The 25,129-nt window shown below is 62.7% G+C and carries 25 protein-coding genes and 2 tRNA genes; 22 read left to right on the plus strand and 5 right to left on the minus strand.

Annotation, left to right across the window (positions count from 1 at the left end):
• Positions 1–251 precede the first annotated feature (251 nt).
• Both ACMNAY_RS00800 and yfcE read left to right on the plus strand, forming a co-directional pair.
• Complete coding sequence (locus ACMNAY_RS00800) at positions 252–1,898, plus strand: phosphotransferase (RefSeq protein ID WP_418718024.1); 1,647 nt, start codon at positions 252–254, stop codon at positions 1,896–1,898.
• Complete coding sequence (gene yfcE, locus ACMNAY_RS00805) at positions 1,895–2,437, plus strand: phosphodiesterase (RefSeq protein WP_418718025.1); 543 nt, start codon at positions 1,895–1,897, stop codon at positions 2,435–2,437. The genes ACMNAY_RS00800 and yfcE overlap by 4 nt, the downstream gene beginning before the upstream one ends.
• A gap of 59 nt (positions 2,438–2,496) precedes the next feature.
• Here yfcE and ACMNAY_RS00810 read toward each other — a convergent pair whose 3' ends face one another.
• Positions 2,497–3,165, minus strand: coding sequence for a Crp/Fnr family transcriptional regulator (locus ACMNAY_RS00810; RefSeq protein ID WP_394967909.1), 669 nt, complete (start codon positions 3,163–3,165; stop codon positions 2,497–2,499).
• Between the two features lie 25 nt (positions 3,166–3,190).
• Positions 3,191–3,754 (minus strand): manganese efflux pump MntP family protein, encoded by a 564-nt coding sequence (locus ACMNAY_RS00815; RefSeq protein WP_394967911.1) that lies wholly within the window; start codon positions 3,752–3,754, stop codon positions 3,191–3,193.
• A 172-nt stretch (positions 3,755–3,926) separates the two neighbouring features.
• Here ACMNAY_RS00815 and ACMNAY_RS00820 point away from each other — a divergent pair.
• The 3 genes from ACMNAY_RS00820 (at position 3,927) to ACMNAY_RS00830 (ending at position 4,509) form a co-directional block, all read left to right on the plus strand.
• A tRNA-Gly gene (locus ACMNAY_RS00820) sits at positions 3,927–4,001 on the plus strand.
• A 26-nt stretch (positions 4,002–4,027) separates the two neighbouring features.
• A tRNA-Leu gene (locus ACMNAY_RS00825) sits at positions 4,028–4,114 on the plus strand.
• Between the two features lie 68 nt (positions 4,115–4,182).
• Positions 4,183–4,509: a DUF6054 family protein gene (locus tag ACMNAY_RS00830; RefSeq protein ID WP_418718026.1), complete on the plus strand. Its 327-nt coding sequence runs from the start codon at positions 4,183–4,185 to the stop codon at positions 4,507–4,509.
• Between the two features lie 7 nt (positions 4,510–4,516).
• Here ACMNAY_RS00830 and ACMNAY_RS00835 read toward each other — a convergent pair whose 3' ends face one another.
• The 3 genes from ACMNAY_RS00835 to ACMNAY_RS00845 all read right to left on the minus strand — a co-directional run bounded on the left by ACMNAY_RS00835 (position 4,517) and on the right by ACMNAY_RS00845 (position 7,874).
• Complete coding sequence (locus tag ACMNAY_RS00835) at positions 4,517–5,002, minus strand: hypothetical protein (RefSeq protein WP_418718027.1); 486 nt, start codon at positions 5,000–5,002, stop codon at positions 4,517–4,519.
• 119 nt (positions 5,003–5,121) lie between these two features.
• Positions 5,122–6,981: a hypothetical protein gene (locus ACMNAY_RS00840; protein ID WP_418718028.1), complete on the minus strand. Its 1,860-nt coding sequence runs from the start codon at positions 6,979–6,981 to the stop codon at positions 5,122–5,124.
• Positions 6,981–7,874 carry a radical SAM protein gene (locus ACMNAY_RS00845; protein ID WP_418718029.1) on the minus strand — a complete coding sequence of 298 codons (894 nt, stop codon included), beginning with the start codon at positions 7,872–7,874 and terminating at the stop codon, positions 6,981–6,983. The genes ACMNAY_RS00840 and ACMNAY_RS00845 overlap by 1 nt, the downstream gene beginning before the upstream one ends.
• 136 nt (positions 7,875–8,010) lie before the next feature.
• Here ACMNAY_RS00845 and ACMNAY_RS00850 point away from each other — a divergent pair, with 136 nt between their 5' ends.
• From ACMNAY_RS00850 to ACMNAY_RS00930, 17 genes are all read left to right on the plus strand, one after another.
• Positions 8,011–10,002, plus strand: coding sequence for a fructose-1,6-bisphosphatase (locus ACMNAY_RS00850; RefSeq protein WP_418718030.1), 1,992 nt, complete (start codon positions 8,011–8,013; stop codon positions 10,000–10,002).
• Positions 10,003–10,041: 39 nt separating this feature from the next.
• Positions 10,042–10,761, plus strand: a complete 720-nt coding sequence (gene deoD, locus ACMNAY_RS00855) for a purine-nucleoside phosphorylase (protein ID WP_394967922.1) — start codon at positions 10,042–10,044, stop codon at positions 10,759–10,761.
• 14 nt (positions 10,762–10,775) lie between these two features.
• The gene (locus ACMNAY_RS00860; protein WP_394967923.1) at positions 10,776–11,186 is read left to right on the plus strand and encodes a cytidine deaminase; all 411 of its coding nucleotides are present in this window, start codon (positions 10,776–10,778) and stop codon (positions 11,184–11,186) included.
• 223 nt (positions 11,187–11,409) lie between these two features.
• Positions 11,410–12,609 (plus strand): BMP family lipoprotein, encoded by a 1,200-nt coding sequence (locus ACMNAY_RS00865; RefSeq protein ID WP_394967925.1) that lies wholly within the window; start codon positions 11,410–11,412, stop codon positions 12,607–12,609.
• Between the two features lie 162 nt (positions 12,610–12,771).
• Entirely contained in the window at positions 12,772–14,316 is a 1,545-nt protein-coding gene (locus tag ACMNAY_RS00870) for an ABC transporter ATP-binding protein (protein WP_394967926.1), read from the plus strand.
• A complete protein-coding gene (locus ACMNAY_RS00875) occupies positions 14,313–15,578 on the plus strand; it encodes an ABC transporter permease (protein ID WP_394967928.1) in 1,266 nt (421 codons plus the stop codon). The genes ACMNAY_RS00870 and ACMNAY_RS00875 overlap by 4 nt, the downstream gene beginning before the upstream one ends.
• Positions 15,575–16,606: an ABC transporter permease gene (locus ACMNAY_RS00880; protein ID WP_394978023.1), complete on the plus strand. Its 1,032-nt coding sequence runs from the start codon at positions 15,575–15,577 to the stop codon at positions 16,604–16,606. Before ACMNAY_RS00875 ends, ACMNAY_RS00880 begins: the two co-directional genes overlap by 4 nt.
• Positions 16,607–16,763: 157 nt before the next feature.
• Complete coding sequence (locus ACMNAY_RS00885) at positions 16,764–17,099, plus strand: hypothetical protein (protein ID WP_394978021.1); 336 nt, start codon at positions 16,764–16,766, stop codon at positions 17,097–17,099.
• A complete protein-coding gene (locus ACMNAY_RS00890; protein WP_330057853.1) occupies positions 17,089–17,280 on the plus strand; it encodes a helix-turn-helix transcriptional regulator in 192 nt (63 codons plus the stop codon). Before ACMNAY_RS00885 ends, ACMNAY_RS00890 begins: the two co-directional genes overlap by 11 nt.
• Positions 17,281–17,295: 15 nt before the next feature.
• Positions 17,296–17,802 carry a tyrosine-protein phosphatase gene (locus tag ACMNAY_RS00895; protein WP_418718031.1) on the plus strand — a complete coding sequence of 169 codons (507 nt, stop codon included), beginning with the start codon at positions 17,296–17,298 and terminating at the stop codon, positions 17,800–17,802.
• Between the two features lie 232 nt (positions 17,803–18,034).
• Positions 18,035–19,951 carry a molecular chaperone HtpG gene (gene htpG, locus ACMNAY_RS00900; RefSeq protein ID WP_418718032.1) on the plus strand — a complete coding sequence of 639 codons (1,917 nt, stop codon included), beginning with the start codon at positions 18,035–18,037 and terminating at the stop codon, positions 19,949–19,951.
• Positions 19,952–20,080: 129 nt separating this feature from the next.
• On the plus strand, positions 20,081–20,740 hold the full coding sequence (locus ACMNAY_RS00905) for an HdeD family acid-resistance protein (RefSeq protein ID WP_394967939.1): 660 nt from the start codon (positions 20,081–20,083) through the stop codon (positions 20,738–20,740).
• A 10-nt stretch (positions 20,741–20,750) separates the two neighbouring features.
• On the plus strand, positions 20,751–21,650 hold the full coding sequence (locus ACMNAY_RS00910) for a lysostaphin resistance A-like protein (protein ID WP_418718033.1): 900 nt from the start codon (positions 20,751–20,753) through the stop codon (positions 21,648–21,650).
• Positions 21,651–21,652: 2 nt separating this feature from the next.
• Entirely contained in the window at positions 21,653–22,117 is a 465-nt protein-coding gene (locus tag ACMNAY_RS00915; RefSeq protein ID WP_394978012.1) for a nucleoside deaminase, read from the plus strand.
• Complete coding sequence (ymfI, locus tag ACMNAY_RS00920) at positions 22,114–22,836, plus strand: elongation factor P 5-aminopentanone reductase (RefSeq protein ID WP_418718034.1); 723 nt, start codon at positions 22,114–22,116, stop codon at positions 22,834–22,836. Before ACMNAY_RS00915 ends, ymfI begins: the two co-directional genes overlap by 4 nt.
• Before the next feature lie 52 nt (positions 22,837–22,888).
• On the plus strand, positions 22,889–23,857 hold the full coding sequence (locus ACMNAY_RS00925) for a glycoside hydrolase family 25 protein (RefSeq protein ID WP_418718035.1): 969 nt from the start codon (positions 22,889–22,891) through the stop codon (positions 23,855–23,857).
• 90 nt (positions 23,858–23,947) lie between these two features.
• Positions 23,948–25,108 (plus strand): AI-2E family transporter, encoded by a 1,161-nt coding sequence (locus ACMNAY_RS00930; RefSeq protein ID WP_418718036.1) that lies wholly within the window; start codon positions 23,948–23,950, stop codon positions 25,106–25,108.
• Positions 25,109–25,129 lie beyond the last annotated feature (21 nt).

The raw sequence follows: 25,129 nt of genomic DNA on the forward strand, positions 1-25,129 counted from the left end.
CCGGGCGCATGAACGGGCGGCGCCCTGCGCGGCCGCCACGCCCGCCGGGGCGTACACGCGGGGCGCGCCGCCCGGGAGAGCACACGCCGAACACCACCGGTGCGCCGGCCGCCCGCGCCGGGAAAAAGCGTGGCATGGCCGTGCGCAAAATTTGCAAAAGGGGCGCGGCCCGGTTGAAACCCCCGCCGCTTTCCTCTATAATAAAAAAGATGAAGCCCCGTTCTCGCGGGGCCGGAAAAGGAGACGACGCAATGCCGAATCTGTTGATCTTAGGCGCGGGCGGTTTCGGGCGCATGATCTACGAGAGCGTGGAGAGCACCCGCCAGTTTGACAAGATCGCCATGCTGGACGACGCCGCCAAGGGCCCCGAGGTGATCGGCAAACTGGTGGACTACACCGCCCTGCACGCGGAATATCCCTGTGCGGTGGCGGCCTTTGGCAACAACAAGCTGCGGGTGCAGTGGGTGGACCGCCTGCTGGAGGCGGGCTTTGTGGTGCCCACCATCATCCACCCCTCGGCGGTGGTCAGCCCCTCGGCGGTGATCGGCGCGGGCAGCTTTGTGATGCAGCGGGCGGTGGTGAACACCCACACGGTGCTGGGCAAGGGGTGCCTTGTCAACTGCGGGGCCATCATCGACCACGACACCGTGGTGGGCGACGGCGCCCACATCAGCCTGGGCAGCGTGGTGAAGGCCAACTGCACGATCGAGCCGGGCCGCAAGGTGGAGGCGGGCGAGGTGATCTTCGCCCAGCGCCGGGTCATCGACGGGGTGGACAGCCGTGAGCTGCAGGATGCCCTCTACGCCTTCGGCTTCGGCAACCAGTGCAGCTACGTCAAGCCCTTCGGCGCGGGCCACATCAACGAGACCTACGCGGTGTACATGCCCGGTGAGACGGGCGACGAGCTGAGCTATGTGCTGCAGCGGGTGAACACCCATGTGTTCAAGAATCCCAAGGAAGTGATGCAGAACATCTTCGGCGTCACCGAGTATCTGCGCACCGTCATCCGGGCGGAGGGGGGCGACCCCGACCGGGAGACTTTGAGCTACATCAAGACCAAGAGCGGCGAGAATTATTACCAGGACACCCGCGGCCTGCCCTGGCGCTGCTACAACTACATCGCCGACTCGGTGTGTTACCAGAGCGTGGAGACCCCCGAGCAGTTCTACCAGTCCGCCCGCAGCTTCGGCACCTTCTTAAAGCAGCTGGACGGCTACCCCATCGAGACGCTCCACGAGACCATCCCCAAATTCCACGACACCGAGAGCCGCCTGCGGGCCTTCAAGCGGGCGGTGCAGCGGGACGTGAAGAACCGGGTGAAGAGCTGCAAAAAGGAGATCGACTTCGTGCTGGAGCGGGCGGCGGACTGCAGCGTGCTGATGGACGGGCTGCGCAGCGGCAAGCTGCCTTTGCGGGTGACCCACAACGACACCAAGCTGAACAACATCCTCTTTGACGCCGCCACCGGCAAGGGCATGTGCATCATTGACCTGGACACCATCATGCCGGGCCTGGCGCTCAACGACTTCGGCGACTCCATCCGCTTCGGCGCCACCCGCGCGGCGGAGGACGAGCCGGACGTGAGCAAGGTGCACTTTGAGCTGGACCTCTTCGAGGCCTACACCAAAGGGTATCTGGAGACCGCCGGCGACGTGCTCACCGCCGCGGAAAAGGAGTATCTGCCCTGGGGCGCCCGGGTCATCACGCTGGAGTGCGGCATGCGTTTCCTCACCGACTACCTGCAGGGAGACGTCTACTTCAAGACCCAGTACCCCACCCACAACCTGGTGCGCTGCCGCACCCAGTTCAAGCTGGTGGCCGAGATGGAACAGCACTTCGACGAGATGAAGGCCATTGTGAAAAAATACAGTGAAATGCCCGGGGGAGAGAAAGAATGAAACTGCTCATCGCCTCCGACCTGCACGGGTCGGCTTACTATTGTGAAAAACTGCTGGCGCGCATTGATGCCGAACAGCCGGACAAAATTCTGCTGCTGGGCGATCTGCTCTACCACGGGCCCCGCAACGACCTGCCCCAGGGCTACGCCCCCAAGCAGGTCATCCCCATGCTCAACGGCCTGAAGGACAAGATCATCGCCGTGCGGGGCAACTGCGACGCCGAGGTGGACCAGATGGTGCTGGAGTTCCCCATCCTGGCGGACTACACCACCATCCTGCTGGAGAACGGCCGCACCCTGTTTGCCACCCACGGCCACCTCTTTGACCCGGAGCATCTGCCCCCGCTGCCGGCGGGCAGCGCCTTCGCCTTCGGCCACATCCATGTGAAGCACGCCGAGCGGCAGGGCGACACCCTCATCCTGAATCCCGGCAGCGTGTCCATCCCCAAGGACGGCAGCCACAGCTACATGGTCTACGAAAACGGCACCTTCACCGCCAAGACCCTCGACGGCGAGCCGGTGGCCAGCGTGGCCTTCTGAAAAAACAAAACGCGCGGCGCGGAAAGAACGTCTTTCCGCGCCGCGCGCTTTTTTGTTTGTTACCGCAGGCTGTCGCCGGCGATGGAGACAAGGCGCTCCTCGTCCAGCACCTGCAAACTGCCCCGGCCCAGCTTCACCAGACCCTCGGCGGAGAAATACCGCAGCATCCGGGTGATGACCTCCCGGGCGCTGCCCAGATGCTGGGCGATGGCGTCGTGAGTGAGGGCCAGCGTGGCCGAGCCGGTCAAACGGCTCTCCTCCACCAGAAAGGCCGCCAGGCGGCTGTCCAGATGCTTGTAAAGGATCTGGTCCAGCAGCCACATCACGTCGGAAAAACGGCTGGCGATGAGCTCGGTGGTGAAGTTCGCCACCGCCGCCGACTGGCGCATCAGCTCTTTATACACCGGCGCGGGAATGCGCCAGAACACCGTGTCCTGCTCGGCCTGCACCGAGATGTCGAACTGCAGGCTGTTCAGCATGCAGTAGGCGCTCATCAGGCATACGTCCCGGCTGAACAGCCGGTACAGCGTGACCTGCCGCCCGTCCTCCGACAAAGAGAAGCCCCGTAGCTGGCCGCTCACCAGCACCAGCAGGCCCACGCAGTCGGCGGTGCCGTTGTGGATGACCTCGCCCTTTTTCACATGCTCCAGCGTGGCGGTGCTCTCCAGCTTCGCCTGCTGCTGGTCGGTCAGTTCCTTCCAGAAGGGAAGATATTCCCGAAACTCCATGCCTCGCGCCTCCCGTCTTGTTCGTTCACAGGCTCAAAAAGCCCAGATGCTCCAAAAGGACCTTGATGCCGATGAGAATGAGCACAATGCCGCCCGCCAGCTCCGCGCCGCCCTTGTAGCGGGCGCCGAAGCGGTGGCCCACCCAGACGCCCACAGCGGACAGGCAGAAGGTGGTCACGCCGATGAAGCTCACCGCCCAGAGGATCTTCACGTCCAGCAGCGCAAGGCTCACCCCGGCGGCCAGCGCGTCGATGCTGGTGGCCACCGCCAGCGGCAGCATCTCTTTGGGGGAGAAACCCTTGTCCGCCGGGCAGGCCTGTTCCCGGGACTCCCGGATCATCCCCACGCCGATGAAGGCCAGCAGGCCGAACACCACCCAGTGGTCAAAGCCGCTGATGAACCGGGCGAACTGAGCGCCCAGAATGAAGCCCAGCAGGGGCATCAGCGCCTGGAACCCGCCGAAGTAAAGGCCGGTGATGACCATGTGGCCCGGTTTCAGTTTGGGCTGGCTGAGCCCTTTGCAGATGGACACGGCAAAGGCGTCCATGGAAAGACCCACCGCCAGAATAAAAAGCTCCGCAAGATTCATAAAAAACACCCCGCCGCGCCTTTGAACGCGCCTTTTGAAAAGTCTGTAAAACGGTTCCATTATAGCATGGATCGGCCGAAAGTAAAGGGAGAGCGGCGCCCCGGCAAAGGAATGAAAAAAAGTGCTTGCATTCGGCGGGGGGCTATGATATAATACAACTCGCAGCCGATGTGCAGGTGTCGTACAACGGCTAGTACATCAGCCTTCCAAGCTGAGGACGTGGGTTCGACTCCCATCACCTGCTCCAACAGCGGTTCGGCTGGCGATACACATGCGGATGTGGCGGAATTGGCAGACGCGCTAGATTCAGGTTCTAGTGGGGGCAACTCCATATGGGTTCAAGTCCCTTCATCCGCACCAGCGGCCCCGGTTTTTGACCGGGGCCGTTTTCTTTTACCAAACGCAAAACGGTGGAAGGAGCGAAGAGTATGGCAAAACTGGAAAAGACCCTCGCCGTCGATTTTGACGCGCTGCTGGCACGCATCGAGCAGGGCATTTTGGAGGGCAGCGTCTCCGCCTCGCTGGAGGCTTCCAGCGATTTTCGGGAGGACGGCGCCCGGTGCAGCGTGCGTGTGTTCGAGCGGTTCAGCTACGCCGGCGGCAACCGTCTGAGCATGAGCGTGACTCTGTTCCAGAGCGGGGAGGGGCCCGTTCACCTTTCCGCCATCACCGCCGGCGGCAGCCAGGCCCTGTTCTTCAAAATCAACACCTGGGGCGAAGAGACTTTTCTGGACAAGCTTCGGGAACTGCTGTAACGAAACGTCACAGCGCTGCCGGGGCCAGCTTCAGCACCGAAAGAGTGGCCGCGCCGGCGCGGTTGGCCACGCTGCTGTTGCAGGTCAGCCGCAGGCTGGCCGGCGCCGACAGATGCAGGATGAACGTGTTGGCCCCGGTGGCGCTGGAAGACCCGGCGCTCTCCTTGAAGTAGGCCCCGTAGAACAGATAGGGCGTGCCGTTGACGGAGGGCGTGACCTGCAGGTAACCGGCTTCCTCCAGCACGGGGGCAACGCTGTAGGAGATATAATAGTATCCCGGCAGCAGGTCGATCTGTTCATCGTTGGTCAGAACGATGCTGCCCGTCGGGTCCGCCACGCCTGTCACCCAGGGAATGGGCGCGCCGTTCTGAAAGCGCTTTTCAAAAATAAAAAAGGACGCAAAGGCAGTGCACGGCCTCTCGCCGGGGCATTGCTCCGGGCAGGATGTGCGGCAGCTGCAGCCGGCCCTGCCGGCGCGATCTGTTTTTTCCATTGTGGATTCCTCCCAACACAAAGTCTGATAAAACAGGATATGCCGCCGCCGGGCGGGAGGTGCCCCGGCAAATGAAAGGCCCCGCAGGACAACGCCCTGCGGGGCCTTCGGTTTATCATTTATTCCACCTGGTAGATCGCATAGTCGCCATGGCTGAAGGCCAGCGTGCAGTTTTGCTGATACCATTCTTCATCCGCGGCAAACTCACTGCGCTCAAACCCGCTGAATACCACGTAATCCACGCCCCACTCCTCCAGAAGGTCGGCGCTGGGCGTTTCGTACATCGCTTTGGCCGCCGCCTGCTGGTCGGCGTAGTCAAGGCCGTGGTAATAGAGATAGCTGGGGCTGCCGCAGAGCACCGTGCGCCCCGCCAGGCTGGCCACCGCGTTGATGTGCTGGGTCCCGGTCAAAAACAGGGCGTGGGGGTCGGTCTCCTCCTTGGCCCAGTCGGCGGCGGCAATGGCGTCGGCGGAAAACTGCTGGTATTCGCTCACCAGTTCCCGCCCCACGGTCAGCACGCTGCCGAAGGTGGCCAGAAACACCAGCACGCCTGCCAGCGCCGCGCCGACGGCCTTTTGGGGCAGCTTTTTCACCAGCCGGCAGAGCAGCCCCGCCACAAGGACGCAGCCCAGCAGGTGCCAGACGAACAGGAGTTTATTGTTGTCGTAGTTGTTGGGCTGGAACACAACGAACTCGCTCAAGAGCAGAATGACCAGCCCGCCGCCGTAGAACCAGCGCAAGGCCTTGTCCGCGGCGATGAAGGCCGGGATGAGCAGCAGATACACCACGCCGATGTTCTTGATGTAGAACCAGAAGTAGTTGTCGCCCTCGTTGGCCCAGTTGAAGGAAAGACGCAGAAAACGCTCGCCTCCCTGCACGCCGGGCAGGATCTCCCCCAGCATCTGGGGCAGCCAGAACACCGCGCACACCGCCGCAAACACCAGCCAGGGGGCAAGGGCGGCGCGGCTGCGGTCGGTGAGCAGCTGACGGAAAAACAGCACCCCGCAGATGAGCACCAGTGCTAGGGCGGCGTGGGTCTGGGTGAGGGGCAGGGGCGCGGCCAGCAGCGCCAGGCCGGGCCAGAGTTCCCGCCGGCCTTCCAGCGCAAAGGCCGCCAGCAGCGCCAGAGCGGGGAAGAGCAGCGCCCAGCCGAACAGGGTGGCCCGCTGGGGCACCAGCATGTCCACGATGGGGTTCACCCAGCGGATGTTCTCCTGCACATAGTTGGTGGGCGTTTCGTAAAAGGCGGTGAAGATGCGGGTGAAGTTGCCCTTTTCGCCGCCCAGGAAGTAGACAAAGCCGAAACCGCTGCCCATGAAGAACAGCCAGAAGCCAAGGCTGGCCGCTCCGGCGCTTTTCAAAAGCCGCCTGGCCAGCAGCCAAACCCCGCCGAACACCGCCGGCAGCGCCGTGAACTGGGGCAGCAGGCAGGCGAACTTCAGCCCCGCCCCCAGCAGCAGAAACACGCTGGACACGCTCTCGCCCAGATAGTGGTAGCCCGCCACCGTCTGCCCCGCCAGCAGCGAAAAGCCCGGCGGGAAGTCGCCCTGCTGGGCCAGCGCCTGGATGAGGGCCAGGTGCATGGGAAGGTCGCCGTAGGTGCTCTGGCCGCACCAGTAGGCCCCGTCCTTTAAAGAAAGGGTGTGGGTGAACAGCAGCCAGAAGGTGAGGCACAGCGCCGGCAGAATGCACAGCCAGAACCCCCGCTCCGCCTTTCCGCCCATGGCCGTGCCCGCAGCGGGCAGCCAGCCCCACACCGCAAGGCCCGCCGCCGCGGCCAGCGCCGTCAGCGCCGCGGGCAGGGTGAAGTCAAAGACCAGCGCCGCCAGCGCGGGCAGCCCCGCCAGCAGCGCCGTGGCAAAGGCGCTGGCGAACACCACCCGCTCCTGCAAGTCAGAATGGGGCACAAACCGGCGGGCAAGGCCCGCGCCCGCCGCCAGAAATATCCCCATATAAACAAGGCTCAACACATTTCCCATCATACGCCCTCCAGGTCGAAGGGAGGCGTGTACTCCTCCTTCGCGCTGCTCTTTTCCTGCATGTAGCCCTCGGTCAGGCCCAGCTCCACCGCCCGGTCGATGACCTGCCGGTACTCCCAGGTGGAAATGCGCCGGTCCAGCGGTTTCATCTCCTTCGCCTTATAAAAAGGTGTGTACTGGCTCATCAGACTGGGGATGAAGCTGCCCTTTGGCAGGGTGGCCATCCAGTCCAGCACCGCCCGGCTGTCCGCTAGGGCGCCCGGCAGCGCCAGGTGCCGCAGAATGACCCCCTTTTGCAGGTAGCCCTCTTCGTCGAACACCGGCGGCCCCGCCAGCTCCAGCATGGCTTTTACCGCTTTTTCGCAAACGGTGAAGTAATCCGCTGCATCGGAATACTTTTTGGAGATTTCTGCCGAAATATACTTAACGTCGCAGAGCCATACGTCCACATAGTTCTTCAAAGCGGCCACCGTTTCCGGCGTTTCGTAGCCGCCGGTGTTCCACACCACCGGCAGGGCCAGGCCCCGGGCGCGGGCGGAATCCAGGGCGGCGGTCACCCAGGGCAGCCACTGGGTGGCGGTGACGAGGTTCAGGTTGGCCGCGCCTTTTTCCTGCAATTCCAGGAAAATGTCCGCAAGGCGCGCTTCGTCGATGTCCTTGCCCAGCCCCTGCTGGCTGATGGCATAATTCTGGCAGTAGCAGCAGCCCAGGGAGCAGCCGGTGAAGAACACCGTGCCGCTGCCTTTTTCGCCGCTGATGCAGGGCTCCTCCCAGAAGTGGAGGGCCGCACGGGCAACGCGCAGCTGCCCGCCAGCGCCGCAGCGCCCGGGGCGTTTTGTGCGGTCCGCGCCGCAGCGGCGGGGACACAGTTCGCAGTGGGTGGGAATGACCATGGGACACGACCTTTCGCGGGGGTTTTAAATTTTCCGTGAATATTGTACCATATTTCCTGCCCGGTGTGGTATAATGGCCGTGAAAGCTGATCGTGCAATCTTTCCCCGCAAAAAGACAAATGAAAGGACGGATGTCATGCGCTCCGGGGCGGATAAGCTGCGCAAAGACCTGAAATATCTCACCCTGCTGGCGCGGGAGTACCCCTCCATCGCCAGCGCCTGCAGCGAGATCATCAACCTGCAGGCCATTCTCAAGCTGCCCAAAGGCACCGAGCATTTCATGAGCGACCTCCACGGCGAGGCCGAAGCCTTCACCCACATCATGAACAACGCCTCCGGCGTCATCAAGGAAAAAGTGGACCGGGTGCTGGGCGAAGAGGTGAGCGAAGCCGAACGGGCGGAGTTCGCCACCCTCATCTACTATCCCAACCGCAAGCTGGACGAGCTGAAAGCCCGCCAGACCGACCTGCCCGCCTGGTACCGGCAGACCCTGTTCCGGCTCATCGACGTCTGCCGGGTGGTGTCCAGCAAGCACACCCGCAGCTTCGTGCGCAAGCGGCTGCCCAAAAACTACGCCTACATTCTGGACGAGCTGCTCCACGCCCACTTCGAGGACCACGACAAGGAATTCTACTACAATGAGATCCTGAACAGCATCCTGGCGGTGGACCGGGCGGACGACTTCATCGAGGCGCTGTGCGAGCTCATCAAGACGCTGGCGGTGTTCAAACTGCACATTCTGGGCGATATTTATGACCGTGGCCCCCGGCCGGACCTCATCATGGAGCAGCTGATGGCCCACCACTCGGTGGACATCCAGTGGGGCAACCACGACGTGGTCTGGATGGGCGCGGCGGCGGGCAGCCCCATCTGCATCGCCACGGTGCTGCGCACCACCCTGGCCTACAACAATCTGGAAGCGGTGGAGGACGGCTACGGCATCAACACCCGCCCGCTGGCCCTCTTTGCCGAGAACACCTACCGGGACTGCGACATCCACCATTTCTATCCCCAGGTGGACGAGAGCCGCGGCCCCTACCACCGCAGCGAGCTGGCAAGGGTGGCCCGGATGCACAAGGCCATCGCCGTCATCATGTTCAAATTGGAGTGCGCCGTCATCGACCGCAACCCGGACTTTGAGCTGGAGGGCCGGGATTTTTTGCGCCGCATCGACTTTGCGGCGGGCACGGTGGACGTGGAGGGCCGGCGCTATCCTTTGCAGGATGACGACCTGCCCACCGTGGACCCGGCGGACCCCGCCCGCCTCACCCCTGCCGAGGAGGAGGTGCTGGCCTCCCTGTGCCGCAGCTTCACCGACAGCGAGCGGCTGCAGCGCCATGTGCGCTTTCTCTACGCCAAGGGCGGCGTGTACCACATTGAGAACGGCAACCTGATGTTCCACGGGGCGGTGCCCCTCACCGAGTCCGGCAGCTTCCAGGTGGAGACCTTCGAGCAGCACGGCTACGCGGGCAAGGCGCTGATGGACTACTGCGACGAGCGGGCCCGGCGGGCCTATTTCTCCCCCGAGGGCAGCGAGGCCTGGCAGACCGGCTGCGACTTTCTGTGGTATCTGTGGTGCGGCAAGCTGTCGCCCCTTTACGGCCGGGCCAAGATGACCACCTTCGAGCGCCTCTTCGTGGCGGACAAGATCACCCACGTGGAACCCAGCAACCCCTACTACCGCTATGTCAACGACACCCGCATGGATCGGGCCATTCTGGCGGAGTTCGGGCTGGACCAGACCCGCAGCCATATCGTCAACGGCCACGTTCCCGTGCGCACGGTGGAAGGGGAGAGCCCGGTGAAAGGCGCCGGGCGGATGATCCGCATCGACGGCGGCTTCTGCCGTGCCTACCACCGGCGCACCGGCATCGCAGGCTATACTCTGGTCTACAACAGCCACGGCCTTTCCCTGCGGGCCCACCAGCCCTTTGAGACGGTGGAGAAGGCCATCAGCGAGAATCTGGACATCGTGTCCAGCGTGGATGTGTTCGAGACCACCAAAAAACGTGTGCTGGTGGGCGACACGGACAACGGCCGCAAGCTGGCCGCCGACGTGGAGGACCTCAAGCGCCTGGTGGCCGCCTATCAGACCGGCCTTGTGAAAGAACGCCCCGAGGGCCGATGAGCCCTTTTCCATAATTTCATTCAAAAGGAGAGAACACTTATGTCTACCCCCCACAACAAAGCCGAAAAAGGCCAGATCGCCAAGACCGTCCTGATGCCCGGCGACCCCCTGCGTGCGAAATTCATCGCCGAGACCTTCCTGGAGAATCCCGTGCTCTTCAACGACGTGCGCGGCATGCTGGGCTACACCGGCACCTACCAGGGCAAACAGGTGAGCGTGATGGGCAGCGGCATGGGCATGCCCAGCATCGGCATCTACTCCCACGAACTCTACGCCCAGTACGGCGTGGAGAACATCATCCGCATCGGCTCCGCCGGCTCCTACACCGACAAGGCAAAGCTCTACGATGTGGTGCTGGCCACCGCCGCCTACTCCGAGAGCAGCTTTGCAAAGACTATGTCCGGCTTTGAGGGCGACACCATCCTGCCCAGCGCCGAGCTGAACGACCGTCTGCGCGCCAGCGCCGCCGCCCAGGGCATTCCCCTGGTGGAGGGCGTCATCCACTCCAGCGACGTGTTCTACCGCCACGACGACCGCAAAAACCCCACCTACTGGGAGATCCTGCGGGACGAGAAGGGCTGCGTGGCCGTGGAGATGGAGAGCTTCGCCCTCTTCCACAACGCCGCCGTGCTGGGCAAAAAGGCCGCCTGTATCCTCACCATCTCCGACAGCTTTGTCAGCCCGGAGATCACCACCCCCGAGCAGCGCCAGACCACCTTCACCAACATGATGAAGATCGCCCTGGGCGCAGCCGAGTGAGAAAGGAAAACACCATGACCAAACAGGAGCTCATCCGCGCTGCCTTCGCCGCCCGGGAGAAGGCCTATGCGCCCTATTCCCGTTTCAAGGTGGGCGCGGCGCTGGAGGCAAAGGACGGCCGGGTGTTCACCGGCTGCAACATCGAGAGCGCCACCTACACCCCCACCTGCTGCGCCGAGCGCACCGCTCTGGTGAAGGCGGTGAGCGAGGGCGTGCGGGAATTCAGCCGCATCGCCATCGTGGGCGCGGCCGAGGGCAAGGTGAACACGCTGGTCACCTCGCCCTGCGGGGTGTGCCGCCAGTTCCTCTATGAGTTCGGCGGCGACGAGCTGCAGGTCATCCTGGCCAAAAGCGAGGACGATTACCTGGAAATGACCCTGGGCGAGCTTTTGCCCATCGGCTTCGGCCCGGCGAATCTGGAGTGAGAAAAAGCGCTTTGCGGCGCAAAAAAAACGGATCGGGAGCGGCGTGTGTAACTTTTTGTAACTGCCCGTTTTGCTCTGAAATCCTTGAAAACCGGACTTCGGGGCTGTATACTTGTATTGCGCCGCCGGGCATCTGAGTGCCCGGCACACACAAAAAGGCCGGCCCGTCGGGCTGCATCGCAGCGCGGCATGCCGCCGGCCAAAGAAAAAAGGAGAGTCAAACATGAAGAAGTTTATCGCTCTTGTTATGGCTGCGGCGATGGCTTTGTCTCTGGCTGCCTGCGGTGGTACTCCTGCGTCTACCCCCGCTTCCACTCCTGCCAGCGAGCCCACCTCCGCCTCCACCCCTGCCAGCGAGCCTGAGCAGACCGACGCTGTGTCCGCCGATGACATCGAGGACAACATGACCAGCGCCGACGGCACCTACGAGATCGCCTTCATCACCGATGTGGGCCAGCTGAAGGACAAGTCCTTCAACCAGGGCACCTACGACGGCGTTAAGCTGTACGCCGCCGCCAACGGCCTGAGCTACAAGTACTACCAGCCCGCCAACGGCGACCAGGCCACCGACGACGACCGTTACGACGCCATGAAGGCCGCTGTTGAGGGCGGCGCCAAGGTGGTCGTTTGCGCCGGCTTCATGCAGGAGACTGCCCTGAAGCGCGCCGCCGCCGAGTTCCCCGAGGTTCCCTTCGTCTTCATCGACGGCTATCCTCTGGCCGATGAAGAGGGCAACACCCTGACCAACGTTGCTGCCATCGCCTTCAAGGAAGAGCAGGCTGGTTACTTCGCCGGCTACGCCGTTGTGAAGGACGGCTTTGAGAAGCTGGGCTTCTCCGGTGGTGGCGGCGGCACCAACCCCGCTTGCTGCCGCTTCGGCTACGGCTTCGTGCAGGGCGCCAACGCTGCCGCTGCCGAGCTGGGCAAGACTGTCGACATGAACTTCTCCTGGGAGTACGGCGCTTCCTTCGGCGCTTCTCCTGAGCTGCAGACCATGATGGAAGGCTGGTACGCCAACGGCACCGAGATCGTGTTCGCCTGCGGTGGTTCCATGTTCCAGTCCATCTCTGCTGCTGCTTCTGCCAACGACGGCTATGTGGTCGGCGTTGACGTGGACCAGTCCGCTCAGTCCGACACCGTTATCACCAGCGCCATGAAGGGCCTGGCCGACGCTGTGCAGTGGGCTGTTGCCAAGGTCTACGACGGCACCTTCTCCGAGATCGGCGGCGTTGCCACCAGCCTGGGCGTTGCCGAGCATGCTGTGGGCCTGCCCACCGCCGAGAGCTCCTGGCGTTTTGAGACCTTCACCGCGGAAGAGTACAACGCTCTGTACGAGAAGGTCCTGAACGGCGAGCTGATCATCGACAGCGATTACAACAACCTGGAGCAGGAGTACTCCAACCTGAATCTGAACATCATCTGATCGTTTCTCTTGATGTGAACGAAAGGGGGCGAAGGCATTGCCTTCGCCCCCTTTTTTTGTACCGGTGAAAGGCGGGAATTTTCTTGTGTTTTGCCCGTCTGTACGGTATAATAAAAACTGTTACAAACGCACATTTTATGCGGAGGAGGCGGGACCAAAATCATGCAAACCGAGAACATCATCGAGATGTTGCACATCACCAAAGAGTTCCCCGGTATCATCGCCAACGACGACATCACCCTCCAGTTGCGGCGGGGTGAGATCCATGCCCTGCTGGGCGAAAACGGCGCGGGCAAATCCACGCTGATGAGCGTGCTGTTCGGCCTGTATCAGCCGGAAAAGGGTGAGATCCGCAAGAACGGCGAAGTGGTGAAGATCAACAACCCCAACGACGCAACGGCTCTGGGCATCGGCATGGTGCACCAGCACTTCAAGCTGATCGACGTGTTCACCGTGATGGACAACATCATCCTGGGCGCCGAGACCACCCGCATGGGCTTTTTGCAGAAGAAGGAAGCCCGGGCCAAGGTGCAGGCCCTCTCGGAGAAGTACGGCCTGAAGGTGGATCTGGACGCCAAGGTGGAGGACATCACCGTTGGCATGCAGCAGCGCGTGGAGATCTTGAAGATGCTCTACCGCGACAACGAGATCCTCATCTTCGACGAGCCCACCGCCGTGCTCACCCCGCAGGAGATCGACGAGCTGATGAACACCATGCGCGAGTTTGCCAAAGAGGGCAAGAGCATCCTGTTCATCTCCCACAAGCTCAATGAGATCATGTCGGTGGCCGACCGGGTTACCGTTCTGCGCAAGGGCAAATACATCGGCACCGTCAACACCGCCGACACGGACAAGCAGTCCCTCTCCAACATGATGGTGGGCCGCCCCGTGCAGCTGGAAGTGGTCAAGCAGCCCGCCAAGCCCGGTGAAACGGTGCTCAAGGTGGAGCATTTCTCCATGCCCGGCAAGGGCGGCCACAAGCACAACGCGGTGAACGACGTGAGTTTTGAGGTGCGCGCGGGCGAGATCGTTTGCATCGCGGGCATCGACGGCAACGGCCAGACCGAGTTCATCCACGGCCTCACCGGGCTGGATAAGTCCAATGGCGGCCATATCACCCTGTGCGGCAAGGACATCACCCACGCCTCCATCCGTCACCGGGGCGAAGACATGAGCCACATCCCCGAGGACCGTCACAAGCACGGCCTGGTGCTGGACTTCACGCTGGAGCAGAACATGGTGCTCCAGACCTATCTCGAGCCCCGCTTTGAGCATTTCGGCTTCATCGACAACGGCGCGGTGCGCCAGTACGCCGAAAAGCTGATCGCCCAGTACGACGTGCGCAGCGGCCAGGGCCCCGTGACCATCGCCCGCAGCATGTCCGGCGGCAACCAGCAGAAGGCCATCATCGCCCGCGAGCTGGACCGGGGCAAGCCCCTGGTGGTGGCGGTGCAGCCCACCCGCGGCCTGGACGTGGGCGCCATTGAGTACATCCACGGCCAGCTGGTGGCCCAGCGGGACGCCGGCAAGGCGGTGCTGCTGGTCAGCCTGGAGCTGGACGAGGTGATGAGCCTCGCCGACCGCATCCTGGTGATGTACGAGGGCGAGATCGTTGGCGAGCTCGACCCCAAGACCACCACCGTGCAGGAGCTGGGCCTCTACATGGCCGGCGCAAAACGAGCAAAGAAGGAGGGTGAGGGCGCATGAACGGAGGACTTTCCAAACTGTGGCAGAAGGACGGCACCAAGTCGGTGCTGGCCTCGCTGATCTCCATTCTCATCGGCATGGCCGTGGGCGGCGTCATCATCCTGGTGGTGGGCCTGGGCAACGAAAACCTGGGCCTCGCCGGCGCCTGGGAGGGCATCCGCCTGGTGTTCGGCGGCCTGTTCAGCACCGGCCGCAACGCCGCCGGTCAGCTGACCTTTGGCTTCAATCCCACCAGCGTGGGCAACATGCTGTTCCGCGCCACCCCGCTGATCCTCACCGGTCTGTCGGTGGCGGTCGCTTTCAAGACCGGTCTGTTCAACATCGGTGCCCCCGGCCAGTACCTGATGGGCACCGCCGCCACCCTGATGCTGGCGCTGGGCATCCCCACCGAAACGGTGCCCGCTCCGCTGGTGTGGCTCATCGCCTTTTTGGGCGGTATGCTGGCGGGCGCGCTGTGGGGCTGCATCCCCGGCCTGGTCAAGGCCTTCCTCAACATCAATGAGGTGCTGGCCTGCATCATGACCAACTGGATCGCCGCCAACCTGGTCACCTGGATGTTCGACGGCAGCAACTACCGCAACCTGGTGGAGAACACCAAGAGCGGTTACATCTACAAGACCAGTTACAACGGCGTGCAGACCGCAAAATTCGGTCTGGACAAGCTGTTCCCCGGCTCGCAGGTAAACGGCGGCATTATCATTGCCATCGTCATTGCCATCCTGGTCTACATTCTGATGAACAAGACCACCCTGGGCTATGAGCTCAAGGCCTGTGGCGCCAACCGCCACGCCGCCCGCTACGCCGGCATTGGCGACAAGCGCAACATCGTTTTGAGCATGGCCATCGCCGGCGCGCTGTCCGGCGCCGCCGCCTCTCTTTACTATCTTGCCGGCAATACCGAGTTCTTCTGGTCCACCTACCAGACCCTGCCCGCCACCGGTTTCAACGGCATCCCCGTTGCCCTTCTGGCGGCCAGCAATCCCATCGGCGTCATCTTTACCGGCTGCTTCATGTCCATGCTGGACATCGTGGGTCTGCAGCTGACCAACCTGACGGCTTACAACGAGTACATCACCGATGTCATCATCGCCGTGATCGTCTACCTCAGCGCCTTCTCGCTGGTCATCAAGCTGTGGCTCAGCGGCCGCGGCAAAAAGCACAAGGCGGCCCCCGCGACGGCTGCCGCCCCGGCTCCCGCGCCGGATACACCGGCTGACGCTCCGGATGGAGCGCAGGACGCGAAAGGAGGCGAGGCGAAATGACCTTTCTGATCCAACAGACTCTGACCTATGCCGTGCCTCTGATGATCGTGGCGCTGGCGGGCGTTTTCGCCGAGCGCAGCGGCATCATCAACCTGGCTCTGGAAGGTATCATGATCTTCGGCGCCTTCATCGGCGTGCTGTTCGTCAACCTCACCCAGAAAGCGGGCGTCTTTGCCGAGGCAAAGGCCGCCGGCGACTGGGTGGCTCTGCAGGGCTTCATGGTGCTGGCCATGGCCGTTGCCGCTCTCATGGGCGCGGTGTTCTCGCTGCTGCTCTCCTTCGCCTCGGTGAACCTGAAGGCGGACCAGACCATCGGCGGCACCGCTCTGAACCTGCTGGCTCCCGCCCTGGTGCTTTTCTTCATCCGCATCATCGCCAACCAGAACACTCTGCAGATGGCCGAAGGCGACTCCGCCAGCTGGTTTATGATCAAGAAGAGCTTCTTCGGCTATGGCCGCGGCGATGAGATGGGCTTCTTCGGGCGCACCTTCATCGACAAGACCTATCTTGCCACCTACATCTGCATCCTGCTGTTCATCGTTCTGTCCATCCTGCTTTACAAGACCCGCTTCGGTCTGCGCCTGCGCAGCTGCGGCGAGAATCCCCAGGCAGCGGACTCTCTGGGCATCAACGTCTACGTTATGCGCTACGCCGGCACCACCATTTCCGGTGCGCTGGCCGGCATGGGCGGCTTCGTTTACGCCCTCACCACCGCCAACTGCGCCTCCACCGGCGACGTGGCGGGCTTCGGCTTCCTGGCCCTGGCCGTCATGATCTTCGGCAACTGGAAGCCCCTGAACATCGCCGGCGCGGCGCTGCTGTTCGGCCTGTTCAAGTGCATCGCCGCCTCCTACGCCAGCATCGACATCAACGGCGACGGCGTGTTCCTGCTGGCCGATCTGGGCATCAGCCCCCATTTCTACCGCATGCTGCCCTACCTTATCACCCTGCTGGTGCTGGCCTTCACGAGCAAGAAGAGCCGCGCTCCCAAGGCGGAGGGCATCCCCTACGACAAGAGCACCCGCTAAAGGCGGACACCGCTCAAAACAAGCTTCCTGCGGGCGCCGCAAACGCGGCGTCCGCATTTCTTTAAAACGAAATGTCAAAAACTCTTGACATATCATACTACCCATGATATGCTGATGATGTCAAAAGAATTTGACATTTTGAAAAGGAGGCAGCGCAATGGATCCTGTAACGCAAGGCATGTTCACGTGGGATAACTTTTTCCTGATTTTGTTCGGGCTTTTTCTGCTGGGCACCATCGCTCTGGATGTGGCCATGGTGGTCTCGCTGGTGCGGGTGGGGGATGAGCGCCGCCAGCTCATCGTCTGGAAGGCCGGGTCCTTCACCCTGCTCATCACGGTGCTGACCCAGGTGTTCGACGTGGTGGAGGCGGTGGTGCGGGCCCAGAAGCTGCAGTCCAACCCCTTTATCGACCTCAGCGTCACCGCGGTGACCTACTTCGTGGTGCTGCTGGTGTTAAAGAAACGGTACGGTGATTTTGAACGTGGAAAATAAGATTCGCGAAATGCGCCGGGAAAAGGGCCTTTTGCAGGAGCAGCTGGCCAAAAAGTGCGGTGTTTCCCGCCAGACCATCAACGCCATCGAGAACAACAAATACGACCCCACCCTGGCGCTGGCCTTCAAGCTGGCCCAGGAACTGGGCACCACCGTGGACGAACTGTTCACGCCGGGCTGAGAGGGAGGAGAGCACATGCACCGTTTTTTTGCCGCCACCAAAAACACCCGGGCCATCCTGCCGGGCTGTCTGCGCTACGTCCGCAGCGACGTGCCCTTGCGGGTGACGGAGGAAGAAAAACAGTGGCTCATAAGCAACAACATCACCACGGCGGTAGACCTCCGCACCGGGAAAGAGCGGGCGGCAAAGCCCTGCCCGCTGGAACAGGATGAACGATTTCATTACCTGCACCTGCCGGTGACCGGCGGCGATGTCCTTCCCGAAAGCCCTGCGTGGGTGGCCCAGTCCTACATCAACATGGTGGATGACCAGATGAAACGCATCCTGCAAATCATTTCCGAGGCGCAGACCAACGTGCTGTTCTTCTGCACCGCCGGCAAGGACCGCACCGGCGTGGTGGCGGCCCTTCTGCTGCGGCGGGCCGGCTGCTCCGAAGAATACATCCTGCAGGACTATCTCCTTTCAGGCCAGAATCTTGCCGACGACCTGGAAGCGTATGCCCAAGCAAACCCCCGGTGTTGATCTGGCAGTCATCACTCCCCGCCGCGAAACGATGGAGCAGTTCCTCCGTTCCGTCACACCTTAAAGAAGTTTGCCCCCGACCGAAGCGCGGGGGCTTTTTTGAACGCTTTTTAAATTTTGTGTGAAAGCCCTTGCTTTTTTGTGCAAAACGCGCTATAGTTAATTAGCACTCTGATATAAAGAGTGCTAAAATTATCTGATATGAGATTTGATATAAAGGGAGCGAACATACATGGCAGTGAAACAATTCAAAGCCGAAAGCAAAAAGCTGCTGGACCTGATGGTCAACAGCATCTACTCCAACAAGGAGATCTTTCTGCGGGAGCTCATCAGCAACGCCAGCGACGCCATTGACAAGCTCTATTTCAAAAGCCTCACCGACCACTCGGTGACCACCGCCAAGGAGGACTATAAGATCCACCTGACGCTGGACAAAGAAAAACGTACCATCACCATCACCGATAACGGCATCGGCATGACCAAGGAGGAGCTGGAAAAGAACCTGGGCACCATCGCCCGCAGCGGCAGCTTCGACTTCAAGAAAGAGAACAAAGCCGACGATATTGACATCATCGGCCAGTTCGGCGTGGGCTTTTACTCCGCCTTCATGGTGGCCAGCCAGGTCACGGTCATCAGCCGGGCCTTCGGCAGCGATACCGCCTGGAAGTGGGAGAGCAAGGGCGCCGAGGGCTACACCATCACCGAGGCGGACAAGCCCGAGGTGGGCACCCAGGTCATCCTGGTGGTGAAGGAGAGCACCCCCGAGGAAAATTACGACCGTTTCCTGGACGAGTACACCCTGGTGGGCATCGTCAAGAAGTACAGCGACTATGTGCGCTATCCCATCCAGATGTACCGGGAAAAGACCCGCCAGAAGGAAAAGCCCGCCGACGCCGGCGAGGATTACACCCCTGAGTACGAGACCTACACCGAGCTGGAGACCCTCAACAGCATGGTGCCGCTTTGGAAGCGCTCGAAGGGCGAGGTGACCGACGAGGAGTACAACCAGTTCTATAAAGATAAGTTCTACGACTTCACCGACCCCGCCCGGGTCATTGTGAGCCGCACCGAGGGCACCGCCACCTATAACGCCTTGCTGTTCGTGCCCGGCCGCGCGCCCTACGACTACTACACCCGCGACTACGAAAAGGGCCTGCAGCTCTATGCCAGCGGCGTGCTCATCATGGAAAAGTGCGCCGACCTTCTGCCGGACCACTTCAGCTTCGTCAAGGGCGTGGTGGACAGCCAGGACCTGAGCCTCAACATCAGCCGTGAGATGCTGCAGCAGGACGGGCGGCTCAAGCTCATTCGCACCAGCCTCGAAAAGAAGATCAAGAACGAGCTGAACGCAATGAAAACTGGCGACCGGGAGAAGTACGAGGAGTTCTTCAAGAACTTCGGCCGCCAGCTGAAATACGGCTGCTACGCCGACTACGGCATGAACGCCGACCAGCTGAAGGACCTGCTGCTGTTCTACAGCGCCAAGGAAAAGAAGATGGTCACCCTGGCCGAGTACGTGGAGAAGATGGCCGAGGACCAGAAGTTCATCTACTACGCCGCCGGCGATTCCGCCGACCGCCTGGCCAAGCTGCCCGCCGCCGAGATGGTGCTGGACAAGGGCTGCGACGTGCTGTTGCTCACCGAGGACGTGGACGAATTCTGCCTGCAGATGCTGCGCCGCTATGGCGAAAAGGATAAGGAGAAGGAGTTCAAGAACGTCTCTTCCGGCGACCTGGGCCTTGAGACCGAGGAAGAGAAGAAGGCCGCCGAGGAAAAGACCGAGGCCAACAAGCCCCTGTTCGACGCCATGAAGGAGGCGCTGGCGGGCAAGGTGGAGGCGGTGCGCCTGTCCACCCGGCTGAAGAGCCACCCGGTGTGCCTGTCCAGCGAAGGGCCCCTGTCTCTGGAGATGGAGAAAGTGCTCTCCGCCATGCCCGGTGCGGAGGGCGCGCCCAAGAGCCAGAAGGTGTTGGAAATCAACGCCGACCATCCCATCTTCGCCGCTCTGCAAGGCCTGCAGGAGAAGGGCGAGAGCGAAAAACTGGGCAAATACGCCCGCATCCTTTACGACCAGGCCCTGCTTATCGAGGGCCTGCCCATCGAGGACCCTGTGGCCTACGCCCAGGCGGTGTGCGAGCTGATGCAATAAAAAAGGTTCGGGGCGGCCCGTGGGGGCCGCCCCGTCTTTTGTTTGCGCCGCGAATATGGTATACTAAACCTATGGAACGCCAACAGGCAGAGCCTGAGAACGGCCCTGCGGGAAAGGACGGTCAAAACAATGACACATATGAAAAAGGGATTCCTGCTCTCGGCGCTGGCCTTCATGCTTCTGGGCCTGGCGCTGCTGCTCTGGCCGGAGGCCTCGCTGCGGCTGGTGTGCTACCTCTTCGGCGCGGTCATCCTCATCAAGGGTCTGCTGAGCGTCTGGGGCTATGTGCGGGCCGAAGAGCGTTTCTTCTTCGATTACTTCGGCCTTGTGTTCGGTGTTGCCGCCGCGGCGCTGGGCGTGTTCCTGCTCATCAAACCGGATACTGTGGTCTCGGTCCTGCCCATTCTGGTGGGCCTGTACGTCATCGTGGACGCGGTGGTGCGGCTGCAGTCCGCCTTTGAGCTGAAAGCCATGGGCTACGCCCACTGGTGGAGTTTCCTCGTTCTGGCGGGCCTGTCGGTGGTGCTGGGCATTCTGATGGTGGCCAATCCCTTCGAGACGGTGCAGCTGCTTGTGATGGCCATCGGCGTTATCCTGCTGGTGGAAGGCGCGCTGAACCTCATCAGCGGCGTCTACGCCGCTGTACTGGTGCGTGGCCTGGAGCGCACCGCCAAGGACGCCGCACGCCAGCTGGACAAGCTGACCGAAACGCTGGACGGCCGCCCCGCGCCCGGCAAGGACCGGCCGGTGGACGTGGACTACAAAGACCTTTCCGATGAGGACCGCTGAGGCCCTCCCCATGGGCGCGGCCCGCGCCGCCGCGTTGCGGCGGGCGGGAGCGGCCTGCGGCTGTGCCGCGCTGGGGTATCTGGCGGCGCGCTCGGTGCTCACCGCCCTGGCGAACGCCCTGCTGGCGCTGCGTGTGCCGGGGGCGAGCCTTGCCAACCCGGCGGGCACCGGCCTTGCGACGGCCATTCTGCTGCAGGCGCTGGTGAGCGCCCTGTCCCTGGCCGCGCCCTTTGTCTTGCTGCGTCTTGCGGGCAGCACGCCCGCCCCGGCGCCCCGGCGCATGAACGCCGAGCAGTGGGCGGCGCTCTTTCTGCTTTTCTGGCTGCTGATCATGGGTGGCAACCTGCTGGCCGGCGCCTTCACCGGCTCGGGCAGCGGGCAGATGGATCTGCCCCCCTCCGGCCTTGCGCTGGCGGCGGCCTGGCTGGCGGTCTGCCTTGTGCCCGCCGTGGGGGAGGAACTGCTCTTCCGCGGCCTTTTGCAGGGCTGGCTTCGCCCCTTCGGCCCGGTCGTGGCCGTGGCGGGGCAGGCACTGCTCTTCGCGCTGCTTCACGGGCGCGCGCCGGCGGTGGCGGCCGCTCTGTTCGGCGGCACGGCGCTGGGAATTGCGGCGGCCTGCTCCGGCAGCCTTGTGCCGGGCATGGCCTTCCATCTTTACAACAACACTCTGGCCTTTGCCGGGCAGTATTGCCAGCAGTACGGCGCGCCCCAGATCATCTGCTATCTGCTGATGTTCCTGCCGCCCCTGGCCGCCCTGGCCTTCGCGCCCTGGCGGGCGCTGCCCCGCCGCGGAGCGGGCCGCCTGCGGGGGCAGGGGAGAGAGTGCCTGCGCCTTCTGCGCAGCCCCGGCTATCTGGCAGCGCTGGCAGTGCTGGTGGTGCTGAGCCTATTCAAGACCATTGGGGGATGAACATGACCGACGAACAACTGATGCGCCTTGCCATTGAACAGGCGAAAAAGGCCGCCGCCCTGGGCGAAGTGCCGGTGGGCGCGGTGGTGGCCAAGGACGGCGAACCGGTGGCCATGGCCTACAACACCCGGGAGACCGGCAAAAACGCCACCCATCACGCCGAGCTGCTGGCCATCGACGCCGCCTGCAAAGCGTTGGGCGGCTGGCGTCTGTGGCAGTGCGAGCTGTTCGTGACGCTGGAGCCCTGCCCCATGTGCAGCGGCGCTATCATCAACAGCCGCATCAAGCGGGTGGTCTACGGTGCGGCGGACCCCAAGGCGGGTTGCTGCGGTTCCCTCACCGACCTGTTCGCCCTGCCCTTCAACCATCGTCCCCAGGTGGAGAGCGGCCTGCTGGCGGAAGAATGCGCCCAGCTTTTGAAGGATTTCTTTGCGGCCCTGCGCAAAAAACGGGAGGAAGCGCGATGAAAACGGTACTTATCACCGGCGCGGCCCGGGGCATCGGAGCTGCCGCAGCCGAAAGCTTTGCCGAGGCGGGGTATCAAGTGGTCATCAACTACCTGCACAGCGACGAAAAAGCCGAAGCCCTGGCCGCCCGCTGGCCGGGCCGGGCGCTGGCGGTGCAGGCGGACGTGGCCGATCCCGCCCAGGTGGAGGCGATGTTCTCCGCCGCCGAAAAAGCCTTTGGCGGGGTGGACGTGCTGGTGTGCAACGCGGGCATCGCCGCCCAGCAGCTGTTCACCGACGTGACCGACGAGGAGTGGCGGCGGATGCTGGACGTGCACCTTTCCGGGGCCTTTTACTGCTGCCGCCGGGCGCTGCCCCATATGATACACCAGAAATGGGGCCGCATCCTTACCGTCAGCTCCATGTGGGGGCAGGTGGGCGGCAGCTGCGAGGTGGCCTATTCCGCCGCAAAAGCGGGCCTCATCGGCCTGACCAAGGCGCTGGCGAAGGAAGAAGGCCCCAGCGGCGTCACCGTCAACTGTGTGGCTCCCGGCGTCATCGACACCGATATGATGTCCTCCTTCTCCGCCGAGGACAAGGCGGCCCTGGCGGAGGAAACGCCTCTGGGCGCTCTTGGCACCCCGAAGCAGGTGGCGGATGCGCTGGTCTTTCTGGCCGGCGACGGGGCAAGCTACATCACCGGCCAGGTGCTGGGCGTCAACGGCGGCCTGGTGACTTAAAGGAACGAACCATCCCTCTCTTTGCATACCATAGCGAAGAGGGGGGCTTTTTATGGAGATTTTCCAGACGGGCATTGACGTGTCCCGGTACCAGGGGGTCATCGACTGGCAGCAGGTGGCGGCGGGCAAGCAGTTCGCCATCGTGCGTGCGGTATCCTCAAACAGCGGCGGGGTCTATGTGGACCCCTATTTTGAACGGAACGTGGCCGGGGCCCATGAGGCGGGCATGCGGGTGGGCGTTTATTACTATACCTACGCCCGCACCGAGGCGGCGGTCATCAACGAGCTGGAGACTCTTTTGCCGGTGCTGGAGGGCCTGCGGCTGGAATATCCCGTGTTCGTGGATGTGGAGGCCTCCAGTCTGCAAAGCCTTGGCCGCACCGAATTGACGAATCTGGTGCGCTTTGCCATGGACATTCTGGACCAGAAGGGCTGGTTCCCCGGGTTTTACACCTACACGAACTTTGCCCAGAACTATCTGAACATGGCCGAACTGGCGGCCTATCCTTTGTGGATCGCCGACTACCGGGGCTATGTGGGGTATCCGGGCAGCTACGACATGTGGCAGTATTCCAGCACCGGGCGGGTGAACGGCATTTCCGGCAACGTGGACCTGAACTACAGTTACAAGGATTTTCTGCCGCTCATCAAGGCGGCGGGCAAAAACGGCTTCGACCGTGGCCCGGCCACTCTGCCGCTCACGAACACCGAGCTGGTGGTGTATCAGAGCGGGGCGTCCTATTATTACGCGCCGGACCCGGCGGCTTTTTCGGGCGCGCTGCCTGTGGGACGCTATCCCGCCCCGGAAGTCACCGACGGCGAGTGGAACGGCGCGGTGTGGGCAAAAATTGACTATCTGGGCGGGCAGTACTGGGTGCCGCTGCAGGCGGGCGTCACCGGCCTGTCGGAGATCGGCGGCGGGGACTGCGAAGAGGTGCGCGCCCAGCTGGAACGGGCCCAGGAGCAGCTGGACCTGACCCGCCAAAGCCTCGACTGGCTGCTGGGCGAGCTGGAAAGCTGAAAACACCGCTTGCGCATCGGCCCAAAGCAGGATACAATAAGGGAAAGCCCCCGGCGGGGGCGAGAAAACAAAAAGTGAGGGCCTGCAACTATGCAGTTTGATAAAAAAACCATCCGAACGCTGCTGCTCATGGCCAGCTTCTGCATCGTGCTCTATTGGGGCCTGCAGAATCTGGACCGTGTGGGCGGCATCCTGAACGGGCTGTGGGGCCTTGTGTCTCCCTTTGTGCTGGGCGGCAGCATGGCCTTTATTCTGAACGTGCCCATGCGGGCCATCGAAAAGGCGCTGCCCAAAAAACTGGTCAAGGGCCGCCGTGCGGCGGCTCTGGTCCTGACGCTGCTGGCGGTGGTGGGCGTGATGGCGCTGGTGCTGCTGCTCATCCTGCCTCAGCTGGGCCGCACCATTGCCAGCATCGGCGCCCAGCTGCCCGGTTTCTGGACCGACTGCCAGAAATGGCTGGCGGATCTGATGGTGCAGTATCCCATGCTGGAGGAGTGGATCTCCACCGAGTTCATCACCGACTGGCAGAGTGCCGTCTCCGCCGTGGCGGAGTGGTTCAAGAACGGCGGCTTTGCGCTGGTGGGCAACGCTGCCACCGCCGCCACCGGCATCGTGATGCAGTTTGTAGACTTCTTCATCGGCCTCATCTTCGCGCTGTACCTGCTGGTGTGCAAGGAGACTCTGACGCGGCAGGCGAAAATGCTGCTCTACGCCTGGGGCCCCGCTCAGCGGGCGGATAAGGTGGTGGAGGTGGCGCAGCTCACCAACCACACCTTCTCCAAATTCCTCTCCGGCCAGTGCCTGGAAGCCTGCATCCTGGGCGGCCTGTTCGCGGTGGGTATGCTGCTGTGCCGTATGCCGTATGTCACTCTGATCAGCGTTCTGGTGGCCGTCACCGCCCTCATCCCGGTGTTCGGCGCCTTCATCGGCTGTTTCTTGGGCGCGTTCTTCATTCTGGTGCAAAACCCCATCCAGGCGGTGTGGTTCGTGGTGCTGTTCCTCTGCATCCAGCAGATCGAGGGCAACCTCATCTACCCCAAGGTGGTGGGCAACTCGGTGGGTCTGCCCGGCATCTGGGTGCTGATGGCCGTCACCATCGGCGGCAGCGCCATGGGCGTGGTGGGCATGCTGGTGATGATCCCCGCCTGCTCGGTGGCCTACAGCCTGCTGCGCACCGCCACCCGCCGCAAGCTGCGGGAAAAAGGCGTGCAGCGGGAGAAATACCTGCCCGGCGCACCCAAGGCAAAATAAAAATGCCCGGCCCCGGCCTGT

The sequence above is a fragment of the Candidatus Allofournierella merdipullorum genome (assembly GCF_048426865.1).
GTDB classification, from domain to species: Bacteria; Bacillota; Clostridia; order Oscillospirales; family Ruminococcaceae; genus Allofournierella_A; species Allofournierella_A merdipullorum.